Source organism: Yersinia sp. 22-579 (assembly GCF_030433455.1).
In the GTDB taxonomy this organism is placed as follows: domain Bacteria; phylum Pseudomonadota; class Gammaproteobacteria; order Enterobacterales; family Enterobacteriaceae; genus Yersinia; species Yersinia enterocolitica.
Genome location: NZ_JAUJTZ010000005.1, coordinates 13324 through 33684, shown reverse-complemented (window position 1 = coordinate 33684; position 20361 = coordinate 13324). Strand labels below are relative to the sequence as shown.

Genomic DNA, 20361 nt, shown 5'->3' with positions numbered 1-20361 from the left:
TTTGGCGCGTTGCTGCCCCTAACGGAGGTCATTATGGTGCAATTTAGACGACAAGATAATGCGCATTGGTATCATGAAACTCAGCGCAGTGGTGGCGCTCTTGCAACACAAATTGCCGACGAAAGTGACGCGGCCAATAGTGGCAACATCGGCAATCCATATCAGAGTGGTGCCCCTTTTGAGCAAGGCATTTTCCTGCTCGGTTTAGCCAACGATATTCCGCTGGTATTAACCCATTCTCTACAGGATTACTCGGCTATTTTATCTGCCTCAGATGCCATGTACCTGGCGCTTTTCCCTGCGGTTGTCGCGCTAAATCACGAGAATACATTTTCCCTCTATGACCGATTAAGCAGCGCCTTGACTGTTGCACAAGTTACCGGAATTCAGCGTTTATGCAGTCACTATGCCGCCCTCCTCACACCACTTTCCAGCCCAGATGCCTCGCGGGAAAGTAACATGAGACTGACACAAATTACCCAATATGCGCGACAACTCGCCAGCCAACCGACACAGATTGACCGACATGCATTGCAACAGCTGGCTGAGGTAGGACTAACCGATGCAGATATTATTGTTTTATCGCAGATAATTGGTTTTGTTGGATTCCAGGCCAGAGTGGTTGCCGGTTTTTCTGCCCAGGCAGGCTATCCAACAGTCATGCTACCCGGCTTCCCACGCATGGAAGATGCCCCGTCAGCCCTGTTATTAGAAAGTGAGCCACAATGGCAAGGTTGGCTGCCTTCGCTGACGCAAAACGACTCCGTCACAGCCGAGGACACCTCAGTCGCTAGCGAGGTGACACTCAACGAGTTGCTCTCATACCATCAAGAGAGTTTGTCCGCCTATAGCGCGATTACCGCTCAGTTAGATAACCCTGATCGAGTACCCGCGGACTGGCAGGAATGGGTATCACTGGTCAGTGCCCGAATCAATGGCAGCCTCTACTGCCAGGCTCATCATCAGTATAATTTGCAACAATTGACTGAAGATAGCGCATTACTAGCCGCGTTACGGACCGGAGTCGATCAAGCTCTGGCAGCACAATCTACTGGGCAGATATCCCACCAGCTTATCTATGTCACAGCAGAACTGACCCGCGCACCGGAGCGCTTTAGCCACCAGCATATTAGCCCGTTGCGGGCGATGGGCCTCAGTGATAAGCAGTTGCTGGGTATTATCTTCAGCGCCGCCTCGGCCGGATGGACTAACCGGTTGCGTCACACCCTGGGACAAACGGTTTAAATTCAGCGATCACCGCAGTTATTACGCCTCGTGGGAAGTCAGCCACTCTTGGGCAACGTCAAAGAAGTGCTGGGCCAGCGGTGTCACCCGCCCTGGCTCAGCCACCACCACCGCAGCATGCCGGCTCATTTTAGGAATATCCACCGGCCTGCGCAGTAATGCCGGAGACATCTCTGCCAGTAAACTGCCTTGAGGAAATAAACCACAGCCCAACCCAACAAAGATCCCTTGCAGCAACTGAAATATCGATGTGCTTTCCAGCCGAGCATGCAGTGATAACCCTGCATCGCGGAAACTATTATCCAGATAACGCCGGAAGTAACGGCTAGGCTCCGCCAAACAGAGTGGCAATGCTGCTACCTGAGAAAGTGTCAGTGGCTCGGTGCCTATCAACTCAGGAAAATGCTCGGGATGAAACACCACATCAACCCCGCTATCGACTAGCGGTTGAGCTTGAAAATGCAGTTCATTGAGTATGGTCAGTTCAAAAAAACCTATGCCTACATCAACCGAATGACCGGTTAACGCTTCCAACAATTGATCTGCGCTTAACACCGAGACTCGATAGTCCAGATGAGGATAGCGTTCACCGGCGCTTTTCAGTAATCGTGCCAAAGAGATACTGCATTGTGGCACCACGCCAATACGTAATGTGCCATTCAACCCATTTTTAAGTGACTCGACTTCCAATTTTAGCCCCTGATAAACAGAGACAATTTCTCTCGCCCACGATAATACGCGTTCGCCTTCTGCGGTAAATCCTTCAAAGTTATTACCACGATTTATCAGTGCAACCCCCAGCTCCCGCTCCAGATTTTTCAAGCGCATCGACAATGTTGGCTGACTCACAAAACTGGCTTCAGCCGCTCGGCCAAAATGCCGCTCGCGCTCTAAATTACAGAGATAGATAAGCTGTTTGATATCCATACACATTCTCAGATTTTCATGATCCCATGCAGTATATCATTGTGCCTGCATCTGTGTTTTGCCGTGTTGCTGTTTTTACCGGCTAAAAATTTACACAACTCTCTGATCCAGATCTCAGTTCACTGCTCAACTCAGGTATTTGCCTGGTTAACATTTAACCTTGATTTGGATAATTTCAGATTTTTACCCATACGCACAATAATGATTTCTCTATTCACATACATATAACGATATGAACCATAAAACAGCCAAATAGTAGAATATATAACTAATTAAAATCAGTTCAGCTTTTAATCAAAACAAAAATTCGCCAAACAGCGAAAACATAAACGTTAATACTGCATAACATTTGCAACATAGCTTTATCGCGTTGAGCAAGTTATATGTAACAGAACATTACAAAAGCCTTGTCTCGTTGACAAAGATAGTGAACATTAACCGCCGCTAAACATCTTATAACAACGCAAAAGGATGCCATCTCGCGCATTCACTTTTGTCTTTCCTGTCATTTATGGCAGGTAGTGAAAACAGAGGTTTCCGTGTCAACAGCAAACAACAATCAACAACCACCAAACGACAGCCAGCCTGAAATCAGCATGAATGCTTTCAAGCAACCGAAGGCGTTTTACCTGATCTTCTCTATCGAGCTTTGGGAACGTTTTGGTTATTACGGCCTGCAAGGGATCATGGCCGTCTATTTGGTGAAAATGCTCGGGATGAGCGAAGCCGACTCTATCACCTTGTTCTCATCCTTCAGCGCCTTGGTTTATGGTTTTGTTGCCATTGGTGGCTGGTTAGGAGATAAAGTCCTCGGTGCAAAACGCGTTATTGTGCTGGGTGCGCTGACGCTGGCAGTGGGTTATGCCATGATAGCCTACTCCGGTCATGACATTTTTTGGGTCTATCTGGGTATGGCAACTATTGCAGTTGGTAATGGTTTGTTCAAAGCCAACCCATCTTCTCTGCTGTCAACCTGCTATAACAAAGACGATCCGCGTTTGGACGGTGCATTTACTATGTACTATATGTCCGTCAATATCGGTTCGTTCTTCTCTATGCTGGCGACCCCGTGGTTAGCGGCAAAGTATGGCTGGAGCGTAGCATTCTCACTGAGTGTTGTCGGGATGCTGATCACGCTGGTGAACTTCTGGTTCTGCCGTAAATGGGTGAAAAATCAAGGTTCTAAACCTGACTTTGCTCCATTACAATTTAAAAAGCTGCTGATGGTCTTGGTCGGTGTCGTCGCGCTGGTTGCATTGTCAAGCTGGCTGCTACACAACCAAATAGTGGCGCGCTGGGCATTAGCACTGGTTTCTGTCGGCATTATTTTTATCTTTGCCAAAGAGACATTCTCACTGCACGGTACCGCACGTCGTAGAATGATCGTCGCATTCCTGCTGATGCTGGAAGCAGTGGTGTTCTTCGTCTTGTACAGCCAAATGCCAACATCACTGAACTTCTTCGCTATCCATAACGTTGAACATACTATCTTTGGTATTGCTTTTGAGCCGGAACAATATCAGGCATTGAACCCATTCTGGATTATGGTTGCCAGCCCAATACTGGCTGCCGTCTATAACAAAATGGGCGACCGCCTGCCAATGCCGCACAAGTTTGCTTTTGGTATGGTGCTCTGTTCCGCAGCCTTCCTGGTGCTGCCGTGGGGTGCAAGCTTTGCCAACGAACACGGCATTGTTTCCGTCAACTGGTTGATCCTCAGCTACGCGCTGCAAAGCATCGGTGAACTGATGATTTCAGGGCTGGGTCTGGCGATGGTCGCACAATTGGTGCCTCAGCGTTTAATGGGCTTCATCATGGGGTCATGGTTCCTGACCACTGCTGCTGCTGCCCTGATCGCCGGTAAAGTTGCCGCATTGACCGCGGTACCAAGTGATATCACCGACGCCCATGCATCACTTGCTATCTATAGCCACGTGTTTATGCAGATTGGTATCGTGACCGCTATCATCGCAGTTCTGATGATGCTGACCGCACCAAAACTATATCGCATGACATTGGCACCAAGTGACAGTAACAAACCCTCTCCTGCCGCAGTTGTTTAATCTGCTGGCTGGCTAAGAGCGCTCCTTCGGGAGCGCTTCAGACTGCTGACAAACCTCGATAACTCGATCTTGCAAGGTGAAGGCAGGTAGAAGAGTAAAGCGTCCGCGCCAAGGATGGCGCGGGTCGAGCCCCCAGGGATGGGTTTACGGCGTCTTTACGATCTGCCTGTTTTCACCGTTACGGGCACTTTGTCATTAACCTTGAGCGCTCCTTCGGGAGCGCTTTCTTTTTTTGGCATCTGCGGGCTGTCAGTTATTTGACCATACGGCCAACTGATATCCATCCGGATCGGTGAAGTGGAAACGCCGCCCACCCGGGAAAGCAAATATCGGGATGACAATCTTGGCACCCGCCTGTTCCAAACGTTTTTGCATCTGTTCTAAATTATCAGCATACAGAATGACAAGTGGCCCACCATTAGGCTGAACTTCCCCTAAGGTGAATCCTCCCGTCAATCGACCATCGGTAAACTCACAATAGCTCGGCCCATAATCAGTAAAGCGCCAATCAAAAACCGTCCCGTAAAAATCTTTTGAACGGGCAATATCACTGACAGCAAACTCTATATTGTCGATACGACTATCATTTCCCTTAATCCCCATGATCTACTCCTGTGATTAACTCATCAAATAGTATGGCTGATTTATCTTATTCATTCCCTCCAATTATGTCTTCACCGCCGCCCAACACCAATGTGAATAACGCCACACTCTTGGTGTACAAAAAATAATCTATACTCAATTTATATCGCAGAGTATTACTCCCTATCTCAGGCTGATACACGTCTGTTATCTGCGGTCGATAACCGATCAGGAGGTGATTTATGATCAACCATGTTTGGGGGCTTATGACCCATCCCGGCCAGGAGTTTCAACAAATCAAACGTGAAGGCGAAAGTGTACGCCACATGTATGCTCATCACATTCTCCTGATGGCTGCTATCCCGGTGATTTGTGCATTTATCGGCACCACGCAAGTCGGTTGGAATTTTGGTGATGGGCAGATCCTAAAACTGACACCTTTAACCGCACTTTATTCCGCTGTCATTTTTTACGTCTTGATTCTGGCCGCCGTAGCACTGATGGGCCGGGTGATTTACTGGATGGCGCGCCGCTATGAAAGCCGCCCAAGTTGGCAACGCTGCACCTTGTTTGCCGGTTATGCTGCCACACCGATGTTGCTGGCCGGCGTGGTCGCCCTCTACCCAATTATCTGGTTGTGCTTATTGGTCGGGGTGATTGCACTTTGCTATGCCGGCTACTTGATGTATCTGGGCATCCCCACCTTCCTCAATATTGACCGGCAAGAAGGTTTTATCTTCTCTGGTTCTACCTTTGCCATCGGAGTGCTGGTTTTAGAGTTACTTCTTGGCCTGACCGTTTTACTGTGGGGTTACGGTTCGCGATTGCTGTAATGACCTAAAATAACTGCGGTGCTCCGCTCTTGGCATTATTTTGCTGAGAGCGGGTGCTAATTCCCTATTTGAAGTCACTAACAGGCTTTTATCGTGATTAATGTCGCCCAGATCGCAATCTCTTACATCTCCACTTAGGATAAAGTTGTACACTAAGTAGGACTGAGGCAAACAAGGCAAAAAAAATGAAAAAGCTGACATTAAAAGAAATGACTGAAAGTGAGCAACGTGACGTCAAAACGCAACTTGATAAAGCCAGGATAAATTTAGGAAGGGCATTAACCAACTCAGAACAAAATAAAGTGAAAGACGAAGCCATAGAAAAAATCATGAACGCCCGCGAACAAATCGCAAAATTAACCCGCGTAGAAAGAAAAACCAAAAAAACAGCACCAAGCACTACCACTTTTAGCTGGTCTGCCTCGATCAGCACACGTCCACCACGGTAACAATCACCACTGACAGAAAATAACTGTCACAAGTGGCCTACAGTGGGGGAAATATACTGCTGTAGGTCAACTTCTCACTTCTTGCATAATTATATTACACTGCGCTAGCTGCATTTTTTGTCTGCCTGTCTTAGGATTAATGGAAGCTTTTCTCTTTCAGTATGCTATTAAGGAGTTTGTGATGAAATTGTTCTATAAACCCGGTGCCTGCTCTTTGTCTCCCCACATTGTGTTACGTGAAGCGGGGCTAGACTTCAGTATTGAAAGTGTCGATTTGGCGACTAAAAAAACTGAAACGGGTGAAGACTATTTGCACATCAACCCGAAAGGACAAGTGCCTGCTCTGCTACTGGATGACGGAAGCCTACTCACTGAAGGTGTGGCTATCGTGCAATATCTGGCAGATAAAGTGCCTGATCGCCACCTGATTGCACCATCAGGCACCCTTTCCCGCTACCACGCCATTGAGTGGTTAAACTTCGTTGCGACTGAATTACATAAAGGTTTCAGCCCGCTGTTTAACCCGAAAACACCAGACGAATATAAAGCTATCGCCCGTGAGCGGCTGGACAAACAATTCAGTTATGTCGATGGCGTATTAGCAAAACATGATTATTTGTTAGGCTCAAAATTCAGCGTGGCCGATGCTTATCTATTTACCGTAACTCGCTGGGCAACTGCACTGAAACTTGAAATTAAACAGCGCAGCCATTTAGATAAATATATGGCGCGGGTAGCAGAGCGTCCGGCAGTCAAAGCGGCTCTGGCAGCAGAAGACGTGAAGAAATAAGAAAGTCACTTATTTGAAGTGCCCCTAAATAAGGGGCACTGCATACCAAGATTATAATTTTGTCGCAGTAAAATGACAGGAAGGGTTAACAATAGCGTCCTGCGCCACCACCACCTGAAGTTCATACTCACCCATTTGCTGAGTTTTCAACATCACTTCATATACCGCAGCCGTCACATGCTCCAGTGCTTTATCCAAAGGTTCGCCTTTAAGTAGATTTACCAGCAATAATCCACTGGTCAAATCACCCACGCCCACTGGCTGGCGTGTGCCAAAATCTACCAGTGGACGGCTGATGTGCCAGGCATCATCCATGGTCACTAATAACATTTCAAAACAGTCAAGATGATAACCGGCACGGCTCAAATGCTTGACCAAAACAACTTTCGGCCCTTTCGCACAAAGGTCGCGGGCAACTTTAACCGCTTGCTCAACATTGTCTACGTGCACGCCACTGAGTTGTTCCAGTTCGAGCAGATTTGGCGCAATAATATCACTGGCAGGTAATGCTTCCTGGCAGAAAAACTCTGCCACACCGGGTGCTACGATACAGCCTTTCTCAGGATGCCCCATGACCGGATCACAAAAATACCAGGCGTTAGGATTGGCCTGTTTCACCCGCGAGACAGCAGCCAATATATGACCACCTTGCTCCGGTGAGCCAATATAGCCACTCAATACAGCATCACAATCTTTCAGCCGGTCAATATCGGCAATACCTTGTACAATTTCAGTCAGATGGCTGGCGGGCATAACACATCCCGTCCAGTGACCATATTGCGTATGGTTCGAAAACTGAACGGTATTTAACGGCCAGACATTAACACCCATCCGGCGCATAGGAAATTCAGCCGCGCTATTACCTGCATGGCCAAAAACAACGTGTGACTGAATCGAAAGTATATTTTTCATTGGTACGGCCTAAAGTGAATAAACCATCAGCAAAAAAATAAGGGACATATCTTGCCCCTTATTTTCTTTTACTCTTACAGCCAGCTAATCAGGCAATAATGTTTTTTACCGCGGCGCAATAAGGTATAGCGGCCAAATAGACGATCGGCATCCGTGAAAGCGTATTCTGGATCAGATTGCTTCTCACCATTAATCGCCACCGCATTCGAGCTAATCATAGTGCGAGCTTGACCACGGGAAGGCACCAACTCCGCATTGACCAACGCTTGCTGCAAATCGGCGTCACGAGTTAGTTCAATGGTCGGCATACCATCTTGCGCCAGTTGAGCAAAGTCAGCTTCTGTCATGTCGTTTAAATCACCGGAGAACAAGCTGGCAGTGATACGTTTTGCCGCAGCCAGACCTTCTTCGCCATGCACCATACCGGTGACATTTTCCGCCAAAACGTATTGAGCGCGCGGCGCTTTGCCACTGTTTTTATCTTCTTCTTCCAGTGCGTTAATCTCTTCCAAACTCATGAAAGTAAAGAATTTAAGGAAACGATAAACGTCAGCATCTGCGGTATTGATCCAGAATTGGTAGAATTTGTAAGGGCTGGTTTTCTTCGGATCAAGCCACACCGCGCCACCTTCGGTTTTGCCGAACTTGGTGCCATCTGCTTTGGTAATTAATGGCACAGTCAGGCCGTAAACCTGCTGCTGGTGAAGACGACGGGTTAAATCGATACCAGAGGTAATATTACCCCATTGGTCAGACCCCCCAATTTGTAATGCAACGCCGTGCGCTTTATTCAGGCAAGCAAAATCATAAGCCTGCAACAAATTGTAGGAGAACTCGGTAAATGAAATACCGCTATCATCGCGATTTAAACGCTGTTTGACGGCTTCTTTGTTGATCATCTGATTAACAGAGAAGTGTTTGCCAATATCACGCAGGAACGTCAGCACATTCATGCCACCGAACCAATCGTAGTTGTTGGCCGCAATAGCACTATTTTCACCGCAATCAAAGTCCAGGAATGGCGAAACCTGCCGACGGATTTTTTCCACCCACTCGTTCACCGTATCTTCGGTATTCAACTTACGTTCGCTGGCTTTGAAGCTTGGGTCACCAATCATACCGGTCGCACCACCCACTAAAGCAACCGGGCGATGCCCTGCCAGTTGGAAGCGCTTTAGGCATAACAATGGAACCAGATGACCCAAATGCAAGCTGTCTGCGGTAGGATCGAAACCGCAATACAGTGAAATTGGCCCTTGCGCCAGTCTCTCTGCTAACGCGTCTTCATCCGTAACCTGGGCAACGAGGCCCCGCTCTTGCAATTGTTTAATCAGGTTGCTGCTGGTCATCAACGACTCCATTGTTTTTCACAAAATTGTTTTTACAAAAATTTGTCTTTTACGAGGTAACGCGGCTTTATACCCTAAATAATTCGAGTTGCAGGAAGGCGACAATTGAGCAAATCCTCAGGAACTTACTCAAGTAAGTGACTGGGGTGAACGAAAGCAGTCAACGCGCATGCAGCTTGAAGTATGACGGGTATAGAATAAAGCGCCCGCCCGATGAGCGCTAGGATTTCATCACTCTTACGGCGCTAAACGGTCAATTTTCCAGGTATCTGCATCCCGTTGATAGATAAATCGGTCATGCAGGCGGTGTTCGCCTCCTTGCCAGAACTCGACAGAGTCGAATTTAACCCGGAATCCCCCCCAAAAACTGGGTAGCGGTACATCACCTTGTTGGAATTTTTGTTTAAGCTCGAGAAATTTACTTTCCAATACACCACGAGCAGAAATCCGTGAGGATTGCTGAGATACCCAGGCACCAATCTGACTATCTTTGGGGCGAGAACTGAAATACTTCAGCACTTCGAGGGTGGAAAGCCGCTCTGCTGTGCCAAGGAAGATGACTTGCCGGTCAAGCATATGCCAAGGGAATAATAAGCTGATATGTGGGTTCTGCGCCAATTGCTGCGCTTTACGACTACCTAAATTGGTATAGAACACCAAACCCTGGTCGTCATAATGTTTTAACAGCACTATCCGCTGATAGGGCTGGCCGTTGGCGTCCACGGTCGCCACACACATGGCTGTCGGATCAGGTAAACGCGCATCACAAGCCTGTTTTAACCAGCGCTCAAACAATTCCAATGGATTTTCGGTTAAGTCGCTGCGACGTAAACCGCCACGAATATATTCACGGCGCAAATCTGCAACATCAAATTCATTATTGTCAGTCATATAAGCTCGGTATCGCGCAGGAAAGCAGTGATTGTCATTTTGCCCTCACAGCGGCAGAATCACAATCACCCTGAGCCGACAACAGCCTGATTACTTGATCAAAGTATTTATTTTATCAACACACAGTCATTAATAATGACTTTTTCATCTCGCTCAACAAAAGCTGTGTTGCCCTTCGACCAGAAAGTATACTGGTTATCACTGTATTTCGCCCCTGAAGCGGCACGGACTTGCGGCAAGGTCAGCTGTTTACCGTCTAGCACTAAACTGACTTTATCCTGCTTATTATCTTGCATAATCGTTAGCTTGGTACCACCACATTGGTAATGCAAAGTTTCGTTTTTTGGCTGCACCAAACTGCATCCTGTCAGCATCAATACTGCCGCGGTACCCAATACTGCCGTCGTGCCAAATAGATGTTTCATTTTGCCGTCCTTATTGCGTGGATAAGCCACCCTAGTTTATGGCAGCTTAGCACCCTCATCGTGACGATACAGGATAGACTGCTCCTAAAATGGTCTCGCAACTGGCTCCGGTCACTGAGGGTAAATTACCCGATTTACCGGACAAGGTTCGAAAAGCCAACCAGGCAAATGCCAGCGCTTCCATATCATCGCCACTGACACCAAAATCATCGGTGACACACACTTCGGTACCCGGCAATAATGTTGACATCCGTGACATCACTAATGGGTTGCGCGCCCCGCCACCACAAACCAGCAGCCGCTCACAACCACCAGCCAACTGAACTTGCTCAGCAATGGAGAGTGCGGTTAGCTCTGCTAATGTCGCCTGGACATCTTCAGGTTTAATACCCGGAATTTTATTCAATTGTTTATCCAGCCACCCGGCATTGAAATACTCGCGACCGGTGCTTTTCGGTGCCGGTTTCGCAAAATAGGGGTCACTGTACATCAGTTCCAACAATGGCTGATTAACCTGGCCCGATAGTGCCCAAGCAGCATCCTTATCATAAGGTAGCGAACGATTACGCCAAATCCAGGCATCCATCAGCATATTCCCCGGCCCAGTATCAAAACCGCGCACCGGTAAATCAGGTAGTAGCATAGATAAGTTCGCGATACCGCCAATATTCAACACCATGCGCCGTTCCGTGGAATGGGCTAATAAAGCATGGTGGAAAGCCGGAACCAGCGGTGCTCCCTGCCCGCCATAAGCCATATCCCGGCGGCGAAAATCCCCAACAGTGGCAATTTTTGTCATGGCAGCAATACGATTATTGTCACCTAATTGCATGGTAAAAGCCGGTTCACCCAGTGGCTCATGCCAAACCGTCTGCCCGTGACAGCCAATTGCCGTGATGTCTTGTGCTGTCAGCCCTGCTTTGGTCAGCAGTGCCAGCACCGCTTCAGCAAATAGTATGCCTAATTGCGCATCGAGTTTACCCACGGCAGATAACGTGGTTGACTGCCCTTGGCACATGCCGAGAATATCTTTTTTTAACTGGAGCGGCATTGGGTGACAATAACTGGCCTGCTGAGCGACCATGCGCTCATCAATGGCAGCCAGAACAACATCGATGCCATCCAAACTGGTTCCCGACATCACCCCAATAAAACGGCCTGATTTCATAGCAATGACCTTATTTCCCATTGTGGGACAAAATAGCAACGAGACTTTACCCAAATCACGTCAGAATAATAAAATTAACACCATGAAAAGATATACTTTTTTAAGTGTATACCGCCATAGGGGCATGTCTTAAAGAATGATTTTTATTTGCAAGAAGGGTCACATAAAAGTCATTAATTCTTACAGTATGAGTTATGACAGTGACATTTCTAACTTTGAGAAAGTTAAACTGCCGTTTAATATTGGTTGAAGTACAAACCGCTAAGCTGCGGTCTTATTAGTGTTATCCAAAAATAAAGCACACAGTCAAAAATACGGTAAGTAGTGAAATAAATATTTGAGTAAGCCATACTTTATGCAAATACTAGGCCGTCATTGGACTGGATTTGGATATACCAGGCATACTGAACCGTAATACGGTTATGCATTTTAATAGGAGTTTTTATGATCAAGCCATTAATCGCCGTTGCTATTGCTGCGGTTACTCTGACCGGTTGTGCCAACAACAACACCTTATCTGGTGACGTTTTTAGCGCTTCACAAGCCAAGCAAGTACAAACGGTGACTTACGGCACCCTGCTTTCCGTGCGTCCGGTGACGATTCAAGGCGGCGATGACAACAATGTTATGGGCGCAATCGGTGGTGCTGTACTGGGTGGTTTCCTCGGGAATACTGTCGGTGGCGGCACAGGCCGTAGCCTGGCGACAGCAGCTGGTGCGGTTGCTGGTGGTATGGCAGGACAAGGTGTTCAAGGTGCAATGAACCGTACTGACGGCGTGCAACTTGAAGTGCGTAAAGATGATGGCACCACTATTCTGGTTGTTCAGAAACAAGGCCCAACCCGCTTTAGCGTAGGTCAGCGCGTGATGCTCGCCAGCAGTGGCAGTACAGTGACTGTTAGCCCGCGCTAATCGCCTTTGCCCATCAGGCAAGGCACTCATGGTATCAGCGATAAAAGCCAGAGATCATAACGATCTCTGGCTTATTTTTGTACTACTGAAAATTTTCTTTTTGCTGTGAATAGAGTCGTAGAGCTTTATTTTACTTGCTTTGTAATTGAATAATATTTCTCTCGAGCTTATCAATCAAACCAGATAACAACGCAATCTCATCTGCTGAAATCCCCCCAAGAATTTCTTTACGGGTGGAACATATAACTCCATCAACCTGCTCTATTATCGGTGAAGACTGTTCCGTCAGTTTTATCCTCTTTGCACGCCGATCATTTGCACAAGTATGGCGTGTGATTAGACCTTTCTCCTCCAGTTGATCTAAGGTTCTAACCAATGATGGTTGTTCGATACCAATCGCTTTTGCCAGTTGAATCTGGGATTGCTCAGGTGGTAAACGATTAATGTTATGCAAGGTAACCCAATGCGTTTGGGTCAGCTCCAACGGCTTCAACCGGTGGTCTATTAGCGCGCGCCAAACGCGAACTAATCGTGCTAAATCAGATCCTAATGTCGATTCCAATTGCCCCTCCTTTTATTTAGCGTGCTAGCATAACTACCAGAGTCCAGTCTATTTTGGGTAATTAACATTAAAAACACAAATGTATATATACCGTCGATGCTAGGACAATAGCAATAAATACGGGGAATCCTTTAGCAAAAATTATGTATTTACTAAAATTACCTCTTAAGGATTAACCTTATGTATGTATCTATATTATCCACAAGTGCACCCCTATCAGACTTGGTTTTAGGTGCCTCTATCTATTTCCCGCCAATTTTTAAGGCGGTTATGCTAGGTTTAGTGTTATGGCTACTGATCCATCATATGCTGCGGAATTGGATCTACTCTGGTGATATCTGGCATCCAATATTAATGGATCTGTCCATTTTTGTCATTGCGGTCAGCGTTTCTTTATGGATATTAGCCGGTTGGTAAATTGATATGAATCATCAGTCTCTTAAATATTTCTCTTCTGTCATCGTATTCGCCTTCGCACTTTGTGCCGGTTGGTGGATGTGGAATTATTATATGCAATCCCCATGGACTCGTGATGGCAAAGTCCGGGCAGAATTAGTCAGTATCACACCAGAAGTCTCTGGCCGATTGGTTAAAATATTAGTTCATGATAACCAGTTGGTAAGCACCGGAAGCTTATTATTTGTCATTGACCCACAGCCCTATCAATTAGCGCTGGATAATGCCCAAGCGGCCGTAGTACGGGCGCAGGCAGAACTGGCCAAAGCCAATCATGAAGCCGAACGTCGGCGGAATTTACCTAAAAACATCATTTCAGGCGAAGATCTCGACATTGCCAACCTAACAGCTGACAGCATGAAGGCCGCGTATCAAGGCGCGCAGGCAAACCTCGAACAGGCGAAATGGAATCTGAGTAAAACGCGGGTTTATGCCCCCGCCAATGGCTATATCACCAACTTGCAAACCCGTGTTGGCGACTATGCAACCGTCGGCACTCCATTAGTTGCACTTATCGATACCGACTCATTTTATGTAATGGGGTATTTCGAAGAAACCAAGCTCAGACACATTAGAGAAGGTAATGAAGCCAAGATTGTTTTGTATAATGGCAATATTCCTTTACGCGGTGTGGTCGAAAGTATTGGGAGAGCCATTTATGATCAAAGCGTCGATAGCAGCGGGAGTTTGTTGATTGATGTGAAACCTAATGTCCCTTGGGTTCGCTTGGCACAGCGGGTACCGGTCAGGATTAAATTGCTGGATGTTCCGCCCGATGTCACCTTGATCGCTGGCACCACCTGCACCATTTCGCTGGCAGATTAAAAATGCGCCTCTCTTTCCCCTCGTGGCAGCAAACTCCCTGGGGCAAAGCCAATGCGGGTCAGTGGCGTTATGCATTACGCAATTCGCTGGCAATGTGTTTATCCCTCTGGATTGCATTTGCACTGAATTTGGATGAGCCCTATTGGGCGATGACCTCTGCGGCGGTAGTCAGTTTCCCAACGGTTGGCGGTGTTATCAGCAAAAGTATTGGCCGGGTTATCGGCAGTCTTATCGGTGCCGCCGCATCATTGATGATTGCCGGTCATTGTCTAAATGACCCTTGGTTGTTCACCTTTGTCATTGCTGCCTGGATTGGCCTGTGTACTTTTGTCTCCAATCACTATCAAAATAACGTTTCTTATGCTTTCGCTTTGGCTGGCTATACCACCGCGATCATTGCTTTTTCTACTGTCAATACTACTGATACACAACAAATCTTTGATATTGCCCAAGCCCGGGTTTGTGAGGTTATTACCGGCATTCTTTGCGGTGGTCTGATGATGATGCTGCTCCCCAGCACTTCGGACGGCGAAGCACTGCTGACATCCCTGCGCCGTATGCAATCACGGTTGTTAGAACATGCAGAATTATTGTGGCAAACCGAGCAAACACAGCAGATTCGCACCTCCCATGAGGGGCTGATTGGCCAGATTCTTACGATGAATCTGCTGCGTATTCAGGCATTTTGGAGCCATTACCGTTTACGGCGACACAATAATGTATTGAATTTCATTTTGCATCGCCAGTTACGCATCACCAGCGTAATTACCAGTCTGCGTCGTATGTTGGTTAACTGGCCATCGCCACCGGAGAATCTGCCCGCCGTTCTCAATCAATTGCTAACCGCCTTACAGCAACCTGACTGTGATAAGTATCAGATAGCCAGGATCCTGCAACGAATTGCTCCCCATGATGAGTTTGATTATCGCCATCGGGCCTTCTGGTTGCGCTTGCGACATTTCTGTTGGTTATATTTACAAGTTAATCGCTGGCTGGCCCAACTGGATAAGGAACCGGAAAGTGGCATGTTGTTGCCCCCTGCCGTGACCTCCCTGGCTCGCCACACCGACACCTATGAGGCCGCCTATAACGGCCTGAGAACCTTTGTGTGCATTGTTATCGGTTGTGCCTTCTGGATAAATACGCAGTGGAGTTCCGGCGCTGCTGCTCTGTCATTGGCGGCGGTCAGTTGCGTGCTTTACTCTGCCACCCCTTCGCCAACTGACAGCATTGCCACGCTAGTGAAAGCCATTATCTTGCTTTCGATTGGCTGTTTTATTCTGAAATTTGGCGTGATGGTACAAATTGATGATTTTTGGCAATTTGCCGTGGTGTTGTTCCCCATTTTAATCACCATGCAAATGATGAAGCTTCAGCATCCGGCTTATGCTTCCCTATGGGGGCAATTGATTGTTTTTATGGGTTCATTTCTGAGCGTGACCAATCCCCCGAGCTATGATTATCAAGAGTTCCTAAATGATAATATTGGTAAATTAGTTGGCGTGATGTTGGCAGGTGTGGCATTTCAGATACTGCGACCCAGCTCAGATAAACGCAAGAGTCGGCGCATTGTTCGCATGCTACGGCGTGACTTTATCGATCAACTCAGCGCACACCCGCAACAAAGCCAGAATCAATTTGAATCACTGATATATCACCGCATCAATCAACTCAATCTTAGCAAAGATCAACCCGCGCGCTTGTGGCTACTGCGGTGGGGGATAGTGCTGCTCAATTGCAGCCATGTGGTCTGGCAGTTACGCGATTGGCAAACCACTTCTGCACCTTTGTCTGCCGTGCGGGACGTGTGTATTCATTGCCTGAAAGGTTGTATGACCGAGAAAGGTATTCAGCCAAGTTCACTACAAGCCACGTTGCAAGAATTGCAGCGTATGAGTGCTATTTTAGGACAATATCCGGATGATACAGGCCGAGAACTGGCCGGGCTTATCTGGCGGCTGTATTGTTCGCTAACACAATTGCAAATGGCGGTACCGGGCGAAGAAAGCAAGGTTGCGCCAGCCTGAGGCTCGCTGGCGCAAAGGATAAAATTAAGGCACGTCATAGCCCAGTGCAGCACGACGAATACGGAACCACTGCTGGCGAGTCAGGGTTAGGGAGAGAGATGCCCAGGCAGTTTTAACGCGCTCTATCTTGCCGGAACCCATAATCGGTAAGGGTGCAGATGGCAAACGCAGAACCCAGGCATACACCACTTGCTCGATACTTTCAGCACCAATCTCATCAGCTATTGTCTGTAACTCATTACGTAATGTTTGGAATTCAGGATCGCTAAACAAACGCCCGCCCCCTAAACAAGACCATGCCATTGGCTTAATACGCAACTGCTGGCAAGCATCCAGCGTCCCATCCACAATGGCGGGTTGGTGCAACGGTGAAATCTCAACCTGGTTAGTGACCAACGAGAATGGCAAGCGTGACTGCAACAAACTAAATTGCGCAGGCGAAAAGTTTGAAACACCAAAATGTCTCACCTTGCCGCTTTTATGTAATTGAGTGAATGCTTCAGCAACTTCATCTGCATCCATCAATGGGTCTGGGCGATGAATTAGCAATAAATCAAGATAATCTGTATGCAGATGCGTTAAGGATTGCTCTGCACTTTCAATGATATGGGAACGATCAGTAATATAATGCCCCAACGCATGCTCTGGCTTGGCCGTGGTGGCAATACCACATTTACTGACTAATTCCAGTTGGCTACGTAAGGAAGGCTTAAGGCGCAATGCCTGGCCAAATGCCTGTTCGCATTGATAGCCGCCATAAATATCAGCGTGATCAGCTGTAGTGATGCCCAACTCAATATGTTGCTCAATAAAGGCCAACAACTGTTGTGGTGTCATCTCCCATTCCATCAGCCGCCAATAGCCGCAAATCATGCGAGAAAACTCAGGCCCAAGCGGAGCCAGTTGGCTACGTGTATCCATTATTTGCTACCTCATTTGTTTATCTCTCTTAAGCATACACAACCGGCAGAAAGGTTAAATCCTCCCTGAGTAATGAATTGGGGCTGAGCAGTGAAATCGCCATAATCGCTAAACACTAAGGTAAAACAATGGCGAATCAGAATAATGAAGGTTGTTCTGGTAGTGGGTCATCCAGTTGTTTGTTGGCGCGCTGCAAGCGTAACAAGCGCTGGCGACACAGCCGCAGGACATCCCGCTTTTGCGGATCACTCATTTTCATCCAATTAAAGCGCTCATCCCGGCTACGCATACACCCACGGCAAAAGCCACGGTCATCTGTTTGACAGATACCACGGCATGGGCTGGGGATGTCAAAAAACTCAAGTTGCTGAGCCAAATCGCCTCTCCTGCTGCTGACATACCTGAAGAACTTGAGGTTGCAGGAAGGCAGCAAATGAATGAACCCCGATGAGCTTACTCAAGTAAGTGATTCGGGTAAGTGAATACAGCTAACACCCCTGCGGCCCCAAGTACAAGAGGCAGACTTTAATTGAAGCCTGCTTCAGCGCGACTGGCAAGTCCCTATTGCTAATTACGCTACACACTATGCCCTAACCGCTAAGGTTATCTTAAGTTTTATTCAGTAGCATTTCGTTAATTGGTTAATACTAGGGTCTGATGTTTACAATGAATGTTCGATACAAGTTACAGTGTAACGGATTGGTGTTTATTTTAGTCACCGCACTGTTTTTTACTCTCTTCCAGAATGCGCTGTTTATTTATAAAGCCTGGTCGTTAATTCACTTTGACAGCAGTGATAGTTATTTCTTTGCAGCAACTATTCCGCTGGTGATTTTCTGCGCCCTTAATATTATTTTTAGTCTTTTAGCCGTACCTGTACTGCGTAAGCCAATCATTATTTTGTTTCTGCTGGGGAGCGCAGCGGCCAACTATTTTATGTTCAGCTATGGTGCCGTTATCGACGCCAATATGATGCAAAATGCGTTTGAGACCAACGCGCAGGAAGCAACCGCCCTTTTCACGCCGCGCATGGCTTTATGGTTGCTGATATTAGGTATTATCCCCGCCATTATTATCTGTTTCGTGCGTATCCGAGCGACGCGCCCTTGGTGGTATATGCTGGGGCTAAGAGCCGCCAATATTCTGGCGTCAGTCGTTATTATTCTGCTGATCGCGGCATTATTTTATAAAGATTACGCTTCGCTTATCCGGAATAATAAAAGCATTGTTAAAATGCTAACACCGTCCAATTTTGTTAGTGGTAGTTTTCAATTCGCCAAACATAAATATTTCGCCAGTAATATGTCATTAGTGACAATCGGGGAAGATGCCCATAAAGGCCCCTTAATCAGCGGACAACCAAAGAAAACACTGGTGATATTAGTGGTGGGCGAAACCGCTCGCGCAGAGAATTTCTCATTAGGTGGTTATGAGCGGGAAACCAATCCACGACTGAAAAAACAGGATGTGACCTATTTCAAGAATGCATCATCCTGCGGCACTGAAACGGCGGTATCCGTGCCTTGTATGTTCTCAAATATGCCGCGTAAAAATTATGATGCAACACTTGCCAGCCATCAGGAAGGCTTGATGGATATTCTTGCCCATGCCGGGTTGAATGTGTTGTGGCGCGAAAATGATGGTGGCTGTAAAGGTGCCTGCGATCGCATTCCTCATCAGGACGTCACACAACTGCAATTAACCACTGATTGTGAGAATGGTGTTTGCATGGATAATGCATTGCTCTACAAGTTAGATAATTATATCAATGGGCTACAAGGCGATGGTGTTATTGTGTTACATCAGATGGGCAGCCACGGCCCGGCTTACTACCGCCGATCCACACCAGAGGTACGTCAGTTTGCTCCTACCTGTGATAGCAACCAAATTCAGGATTGTACGCCGCAGGAACTGGTCAACACCTATGACAATTCCATTCTTTATACTGATGCGATGCTCGATAACACCATCAAATTACTGCAACAACATAATGATAGATTTAACACCGCACTGGTTTACCTCTCTGACCACGGAGAATCGTTAGGTGAAAATGGCATGTATTTACATGGCACGCCCTATATGTTTGCCCCCAGCCAGCAGACACATATTCCTTTTTTGATGTGGTTGTCGCCTGAATACACCAAAAACTATGGCATTGATCGCCAGTGTTTGTCCGATAGCGCGCAACATGATGAGATTTCACAAGATAATCTCTTCCACACCATTTTAGGGATGATGAATGTTCAAACTACTGAATATCAATCTGGAATGGATTTGCTACAAAAATGTCGAAGTTAAGGCAAACCGATAAAAGTAGTCATAAATAAATAGCCAATAGATATCTATATTGATGCCAGCGTACCCTCCGCTGGCATTTTTTTCTTGACCTAGACCGATCGGTCTATTAATCTTTCGAGCATGAATAAAACACAGCACGCACATGTAGACACCCGTGAGCACCTGTTAGCAACTGGTGAGAGCCTCAGCCTACGCCTCGGTTTTAATGGCATGGGTCTCAGCCAGTTACTCACAACTGCGGGTATCCCTAAGGGTTCGTTTTATCACTATTTCCGCTCGAAGGAAGTATTTGGTGAGGCGATGCTACAGCGCTATTTTGATCGCTATGATGCACAGATGGCAACCCTGTTAACCGGCTCGCAAGGTGATAAGCGCCACCATCTGCTGCACTATTTTGCTCAAGCGATTGCTAACTATTGTGGCAGTGAATGCCACAATGCTTGTCTGGCGGTTAAACTATCAGCTGAAGTGAGTGATTTATCCGAACCTATGCGTCATGCGTTAGATATCGGCACTGCTCGCGTCATTGGTCGTTTGCAAGATGCCATCGAAGCCGGCGTTGAAGAAGGCTCTTTGCGTATTACGCTTTCCCCTGCGGCAACCGCAGAAACGCTCTATGCCTTGTGGCTAGGCGCTTCGTTGCGAGCGAAGGTGAAACGATCAGTTGCGCCGCTGACCTGTGCGCTAGAAAGTATCGAACTGATTTTACAACCCGCTCAATAATCC

General features: G+C 47.1%; 21 protein-coding genes and 1 pseudogene. 12 read left to right on the top strand and 10 right to left on the bottom strand.

Going from position 1 to position 20361, the window contains the following annotated elements; translation table 11 throughout:
* Nucleotides 1-33: 33 nt before the first annotated feature.
* The gene (locus QSV56_RS07435) at nucleotides 34-1245 is read left to right on the top strand and encodes a carboxymuconolactone decarboxylase family protein (protein ID WP_046695026.1); all 1212 of its coding nucleotides are present in this window, start codon (nucleotides 34-36) and stop codon (nucleotides 1243-1245) included.
* A 21-nt stretch (nucleotides 1246-1266) separates the two neighbouring features.
* Here QSV56_RS07435 and QSV56_RS07430 read toward each other — a convergent pair whose 3' ends face one another.
* Entirely contained in the window at nucleotides 1267-2172 is a 906-nt protein-coding gene (locus QSV56_RS07430; RefSeq protein ID WP_020424078.1) for a LysR family transcriptional regulator, read from the bottom strand.
* Between the two features lie 539 nt (nucleotides 2173-2711).
* Here QSV56_RS07430 and dtpA point away from each other — a divergent pair.
* Together dtpA and QSV56_RS21940 are read left to right on the top strand one after the other, a co-directional pair.
* Nucleotides 2712-4235: a dipeptide/tripeptide permease DtpA gene (gene dtpA, locus QSV56_RS07425; protein WP_046050958.1), complete on the top strand. Its 1524-nt coding sequence runs from the start codon at nucleotides 2712-2714 to the stop codon at nucleotides 4233-4235.
* Between the two features lie 137 nt (nucleotides 4236-4372).
* A pseudogene (locus QSV56_RS21940) lies at nucleotides 4373-4438 on the top strand (gluconate 5-dehydrogenase); the annotation flags it as partial.
* 46 nt (nucleotides 4439-4484) lie between these two features.
* On the opposite strand, the gene QSV56_RS07420 reads toward QSV56_RS21940, so the two are convergent.
* The gene (locus QSV56_RS07420; RefSeq protein ID WP_046050959.1) at nucleotides 4485-4838 is read right to left on the bottom strand and encodes a VOC family protein; all 354 of its coding nucleotides are present in this window, start codon (nucleotides 4836-4838) and stop codon (nucleotides 4485-4487) included.
* Between the two features lie 221 nt (nucleotides 4839-5059).
* Between QSV56_RS07420 and QSV56_RS07415 the strand changes: the two genes are divergently transcribed.
* The 3 genes from QSV56_RS07415 to gstA all read left to right on the top strand — a co-directional run bounded on the left by QSV56_RS07415 (nucleotide 5060) and on the right by gstA (nucleotide 6889).
* The gene (locus tag QSV56_RS07415) at nucleotides 5060-5650 is read left to right on the top strand and encodes a Yip1 family protein (RefSeq protein WP_072083007.1); all 591 of its coding nucleotides are present in this window, start codon (nucleotides 5060-5062) and stop codon (nucleotides 5648-5650) included.
* 185 nt (nucleotides 5651-5835) lie between these two features.
* Complete coding sequence (locus QSV56_RS07410) at nucleotides 5836-6099, top strand: DUF3811 domain-containing protein (RefSeq protein ID WP_004706625.1); 264 nt, start codon at nucleotides 5836-5838, stop codon at nucleotides 6097-6099.
* A 181-nt stretch (nucleotides 6100-6280) separates the two neighbouring features.
* The gene (gene gstA / locus QSV56_RS07405; protein WP_013649860.1) at nucleotides 6281-6889 is read left to right on the top strand and encodes a glutathione transferase GstA; all 609 of its coding nucleotides are present in this window, start codon (nucleotides 6281-6283) and stop codon (nucleotides 6887-6889) included.
* A gap of 51 nt (nucleotides 6890-6940) precedes the next feature.
* Here gstA and pdxY read toward each other — a convergent pair whose 3' ends face one another.
* The 5 genes from pdxY to anmK form a co-directional block, all read right to left on the bottom strand.
* Nucleotides 6941-7801, bottom strand: a complete 861-nt coding sequence (pdxY, locus tag QSV56_RS07400) for a pyridoxal kinase PdxY (protein WP_050131389.1) — start codon at nucleotides 7799-7801, stop codon at nucleotides 6941-6943.
* A 74-nt stretch (nucleotides 7802-7875) separates the two neighbouring features.
* The gene (tyrS, locus tag QSV56_RS07395) at nucleotides 7876-9150 is read right to left on the bottom strand and encodes a tyrosine--tRNA ligase (RefSeq protein WP_013649859.1); all 1275 of its coding nucleotides are present in this window, start codon (nucleotides 9148-9150) and stop codon (nucleotides 7876-7878) included.
* 237 nt (nucleotides 9151-9387) lie between these two features.
* Nucleotides 9388-10041 carry a pyridoxamine 5'-phosphate oxidase gene (gene pdxH, locus QSV56_RS07390; RefSeq protein WP_019083064.1) on the bottom strand — a complete coding sequence of 218 codons (654 nt, stop codon included), beginning with the start codon at nucleotides 10039-10041 and terminating at the stop codon, nucleotides 9388-9390.
* A 107-nt stretch (nucleotides 10042-10148) separates the two neighbouring features.
* Nucleotides 10149-10466 carry an MliC family protein gene (locus QSV56_RS07385; protein ID WP_050162560.1) on the bottom strand — a complete coding sequence of 106 codons (318 nt, stop codon included), beginning with the start codon at nucleotides 10464-10466 and terminating at the stop codon, nucleotides 10149-10151.
* Nucleotides 10467-10521: 55 nt separating this feature from the next.
* A complete protein-coding gene (anmK, locus tag QSV56_RS07380) occupies nucleotides 10522-11634 on the bottom strand; it encodes an anhydro-N-acetylmuramic acid kinase (RefSeq protein ID WP_050131384.1) in 1113 nt (370 codons plus the stop codon).
* A gap of 444 nt (nucleotides 11635-12078) precedes the next feature.
* On the opposite strand from anmK, the gene QSV56_RS07375 reads away from it, so the two are divergent.
* Nucleotides 12079-12546, top strand: a complete 468-nt coding sequence (locus QSV56_RS07375; RefSeq protein ID WP_005165921.1) for a glycine zipper 2TM domain-containing protein — start codon at nucleotides 12079-12081, stop codon at nucleotides 12544-12546.
* 130 nt (nucleotides 12547-12676) lie between these two features.
* On the opposite strand, the gene rovA is transcribed toward QSV56_RS07375, so the two are convergent.
* Complete coding sequence (gene rovA, locus QSV56_RS07370) at nucleotides 12677-13108, bottom strand: virulence master transcriptional regulator RovA (protein ID WP_050131382.1); 432 nt, start codon at nucleotides 13106-13108, stop codon at nucleotides 12677-12679.
* 180 nt (nucleotides 13109-13288) lie between these two features.
* Between rovA and QSV56_RS07365 the strand changes: the two genes are divergently transcribed.
* The 3 genes from QSV56_RS07365 to QSV56_RS07355 are packed head-to-tail and all read left to right on the top strand — an operon-like array spanning nucleotide 13289 to nucleotide 16416.
* Nucleotides 13289-13525, top strand: a complete 237-nt coding sequence (locus QSV56_RS07365) for a DUF1656 domain-containing protein (protein WP_005169476.1) — start codon at nucleotides 13289-13291, stop codon at nucleotides 13523-13525.
* Nucleotides 13526-13531: 6 nt separating this feature from the next.
* The gene (locus QSV56_RS07360; protein WP_019083062.1) at nucleotides 13532-14389 is read left to right on the top strand and encodes an HlyD family secretion protein; all 858 of its coding nucleotides are present in this window, start codon (nucleotides 13532-13534) and stop codon (nucleotides 14387-14389) included.
* Nucleotides 14390-14391: 2 nt separating this feature from the next.
* Complete coding sequence (locus QSV56_RS07355) at nucleotides 14392-16416, top strand: FUSC family protein (RefSeq protein ID WP_301211721.1); 2025 nt, start codon at nucleotides 14392-14394, stop codon at nucleotides 16414-16416.
* 24 nt (nucleotides 16417-16440) lie between these two features.
* On the opposite strand, the gene QSV56_RS07350 is transcribed toward QSV56_RS07355, so the two are convergent.
* Complete coding sequence (locus QSV56_RS07350) at nucleotides 16441-17337, bottom strand: aldo/keto reductase family oxidoreductase (RefSeq protein ID WP_046695029.1); 897 nt, start codon at nucleotides 17335-17337, stop codon at nucleotides 16441-16443.
* A 136-nt stretch (nucleotides 17338-17473) separates the two neighbouring features.
* Nucleotides 17474-17713, bottom strand: coding sequence for a DUF1289 domain-containing protein (locus QSV56_RS07345; protein WP_005165934.1), 240 nt, complete (start codon nucleotides 17711-17713; stop codon nucleotides 17474-17476).
* Nucleotides 17714-18003: 290 nt separating this feature from the next.
* Here QSV56_RS07345 and eptA point away from each other — a divergent pair, with 290 nt between their 5' ends.
* Nucleotides 18004-19635 (top strand): phosphoethanolamine transferase EptA, encoded by a 1632-nt coding sequence (gene eptA, locus QSV56_RS07340; protein WP_019079329.1) that lies wholly within the window; start codon nucleotides 18004-18006, stop codon nucleotides 19633-19635.
* A 120-nt stretch (nucleotides 19636-19755) separates the two neighbouring features.
* Entirely contained in the window at nucleotides 19756-20358 is a 603-nt protein-coding gene (locus QSV56_RS07335) for a TetR/AcrR family transcriptional regulator (protein WP_019083059.1), read from the top strand.
* Nucleotides 20359-20361 lie beyond the last annotated feature (3 nt).

Coding starts and splice junctions, on each gene's coding strand:
- QSV56_RS07435 (WP_046695026.1), top strand. CDS start 34: ATGGTGCAATTTAGACGACAAGATAATGCGCATTGGTATCATGAAACT.
- QSV56_RS07350 (WP_046695029.1), bottom strand. CDS start 17,337: ATGGATACACGTAGCCAACTGGCTCCGCTTGGGCCTGAGTTTTCTCGC.
- eptA (WP_019079329.1), top strand. CDS start 18,004: ATGAATGTTCGATACAAGTTACAGTGTAACGGATTGGTGTTTATTTTA.
- QSV56_RS07360 (WP_019083062.1), top strand. CDS start 13,532: ATGAATCATCAGTCTCTTAAATATTTCTCTTCTGTCATCGTATTCGCC.
- tyrS (WP_013649859.1), bottom strand. CDS start 9,150: ATGACCAGCAGCAACCTGATTAAACAATTGCAAGAGCGGGGCCTCGTT.
- QSV56_RS07420 (WP_046050959.1), bottom strand. CDS start 4,838: ATGGGGATTAAGGGAAATGATAGTCGTATCGACAATATAGAGTTTGCT.
- gstA (WP_013649860.1), top strand. CDS start 6,281: ATGAAATTGTTCTATAAACCCGGTGCCTGCTCTTTGTCTCCCCACATT.
- QSV56_RS07430 (WP_020424078.1), bottom strand. CDS start 2,172: ATGGATATCAAACAGCTTATCTATCTCTGTAATTTAGAGCGCGAGCGG.
- QSV56_RS07365 (WP_005169476.1), top strand. CDS start 13,289: ATGTATGTATCTATATTATCCACAAGTGCACCCCTATCAGACTTGGTT.
- QSV56_RS07410 (WP_004706625.1), top strand. CDS start 5,836: ATGAAAAAGCTGACATTAAAAGAAATGACTGAAAGTGAGCAACGTGAC.
- pdxY (WP_050131389.1), bottom strand. CDS start 7,801: ATGAAAAATATACTTTCGATTCAGTCACACGTTGTTTTTGGCCATGCA.
- QSV56_RS07385 (WP_050162560.1), bottom strand. CDS start 10,466: ATGAAACATCTATTTGGCACGACGGCAGTATTGGGTACCGCGGCAGTA.
- QSV56_RS07375 (WP_005165921.1), top strand. CDS start 12,079: ATGATCAAGCCATTAATCGCCGTTGCTATTGCTGCGGTTACTCTGACC.
- QSV56_RS07355 (WP_301211721.1), top strand. CDS start 14,392: ATGCGCCTCTCTTTCCCCTCGTGGCAGCAAACTCCCTGGGGCAAAGCC.
- anmK (WP_050131384.1), bottom strand. CDS start 11,634: ATGAAATCAGGCCGTTTTATTGGGGTGATGTCGGGAACCAGTTTGGAT.
- pdxH (WP_019083064.1), bottom strand. CDS start 10,041: ATGACTGACAATAATGAATTTGATGTTGCAGATTTGCGCCGTGAATAT.
- QSV56_RS07415 (WP_072083007.1), top strand. CDS start 5,060: ATGATCAACCATGTTTGGGGGCTTATGACCCATCCCGGCCAGGAGTTT.
- QSV56_RS07335 (WP_019083059.1), top strand. CDS start 19,756: ATGAATAAAACACAGCACGCACATGTAGACACCCGTGAGCACCTGTTA.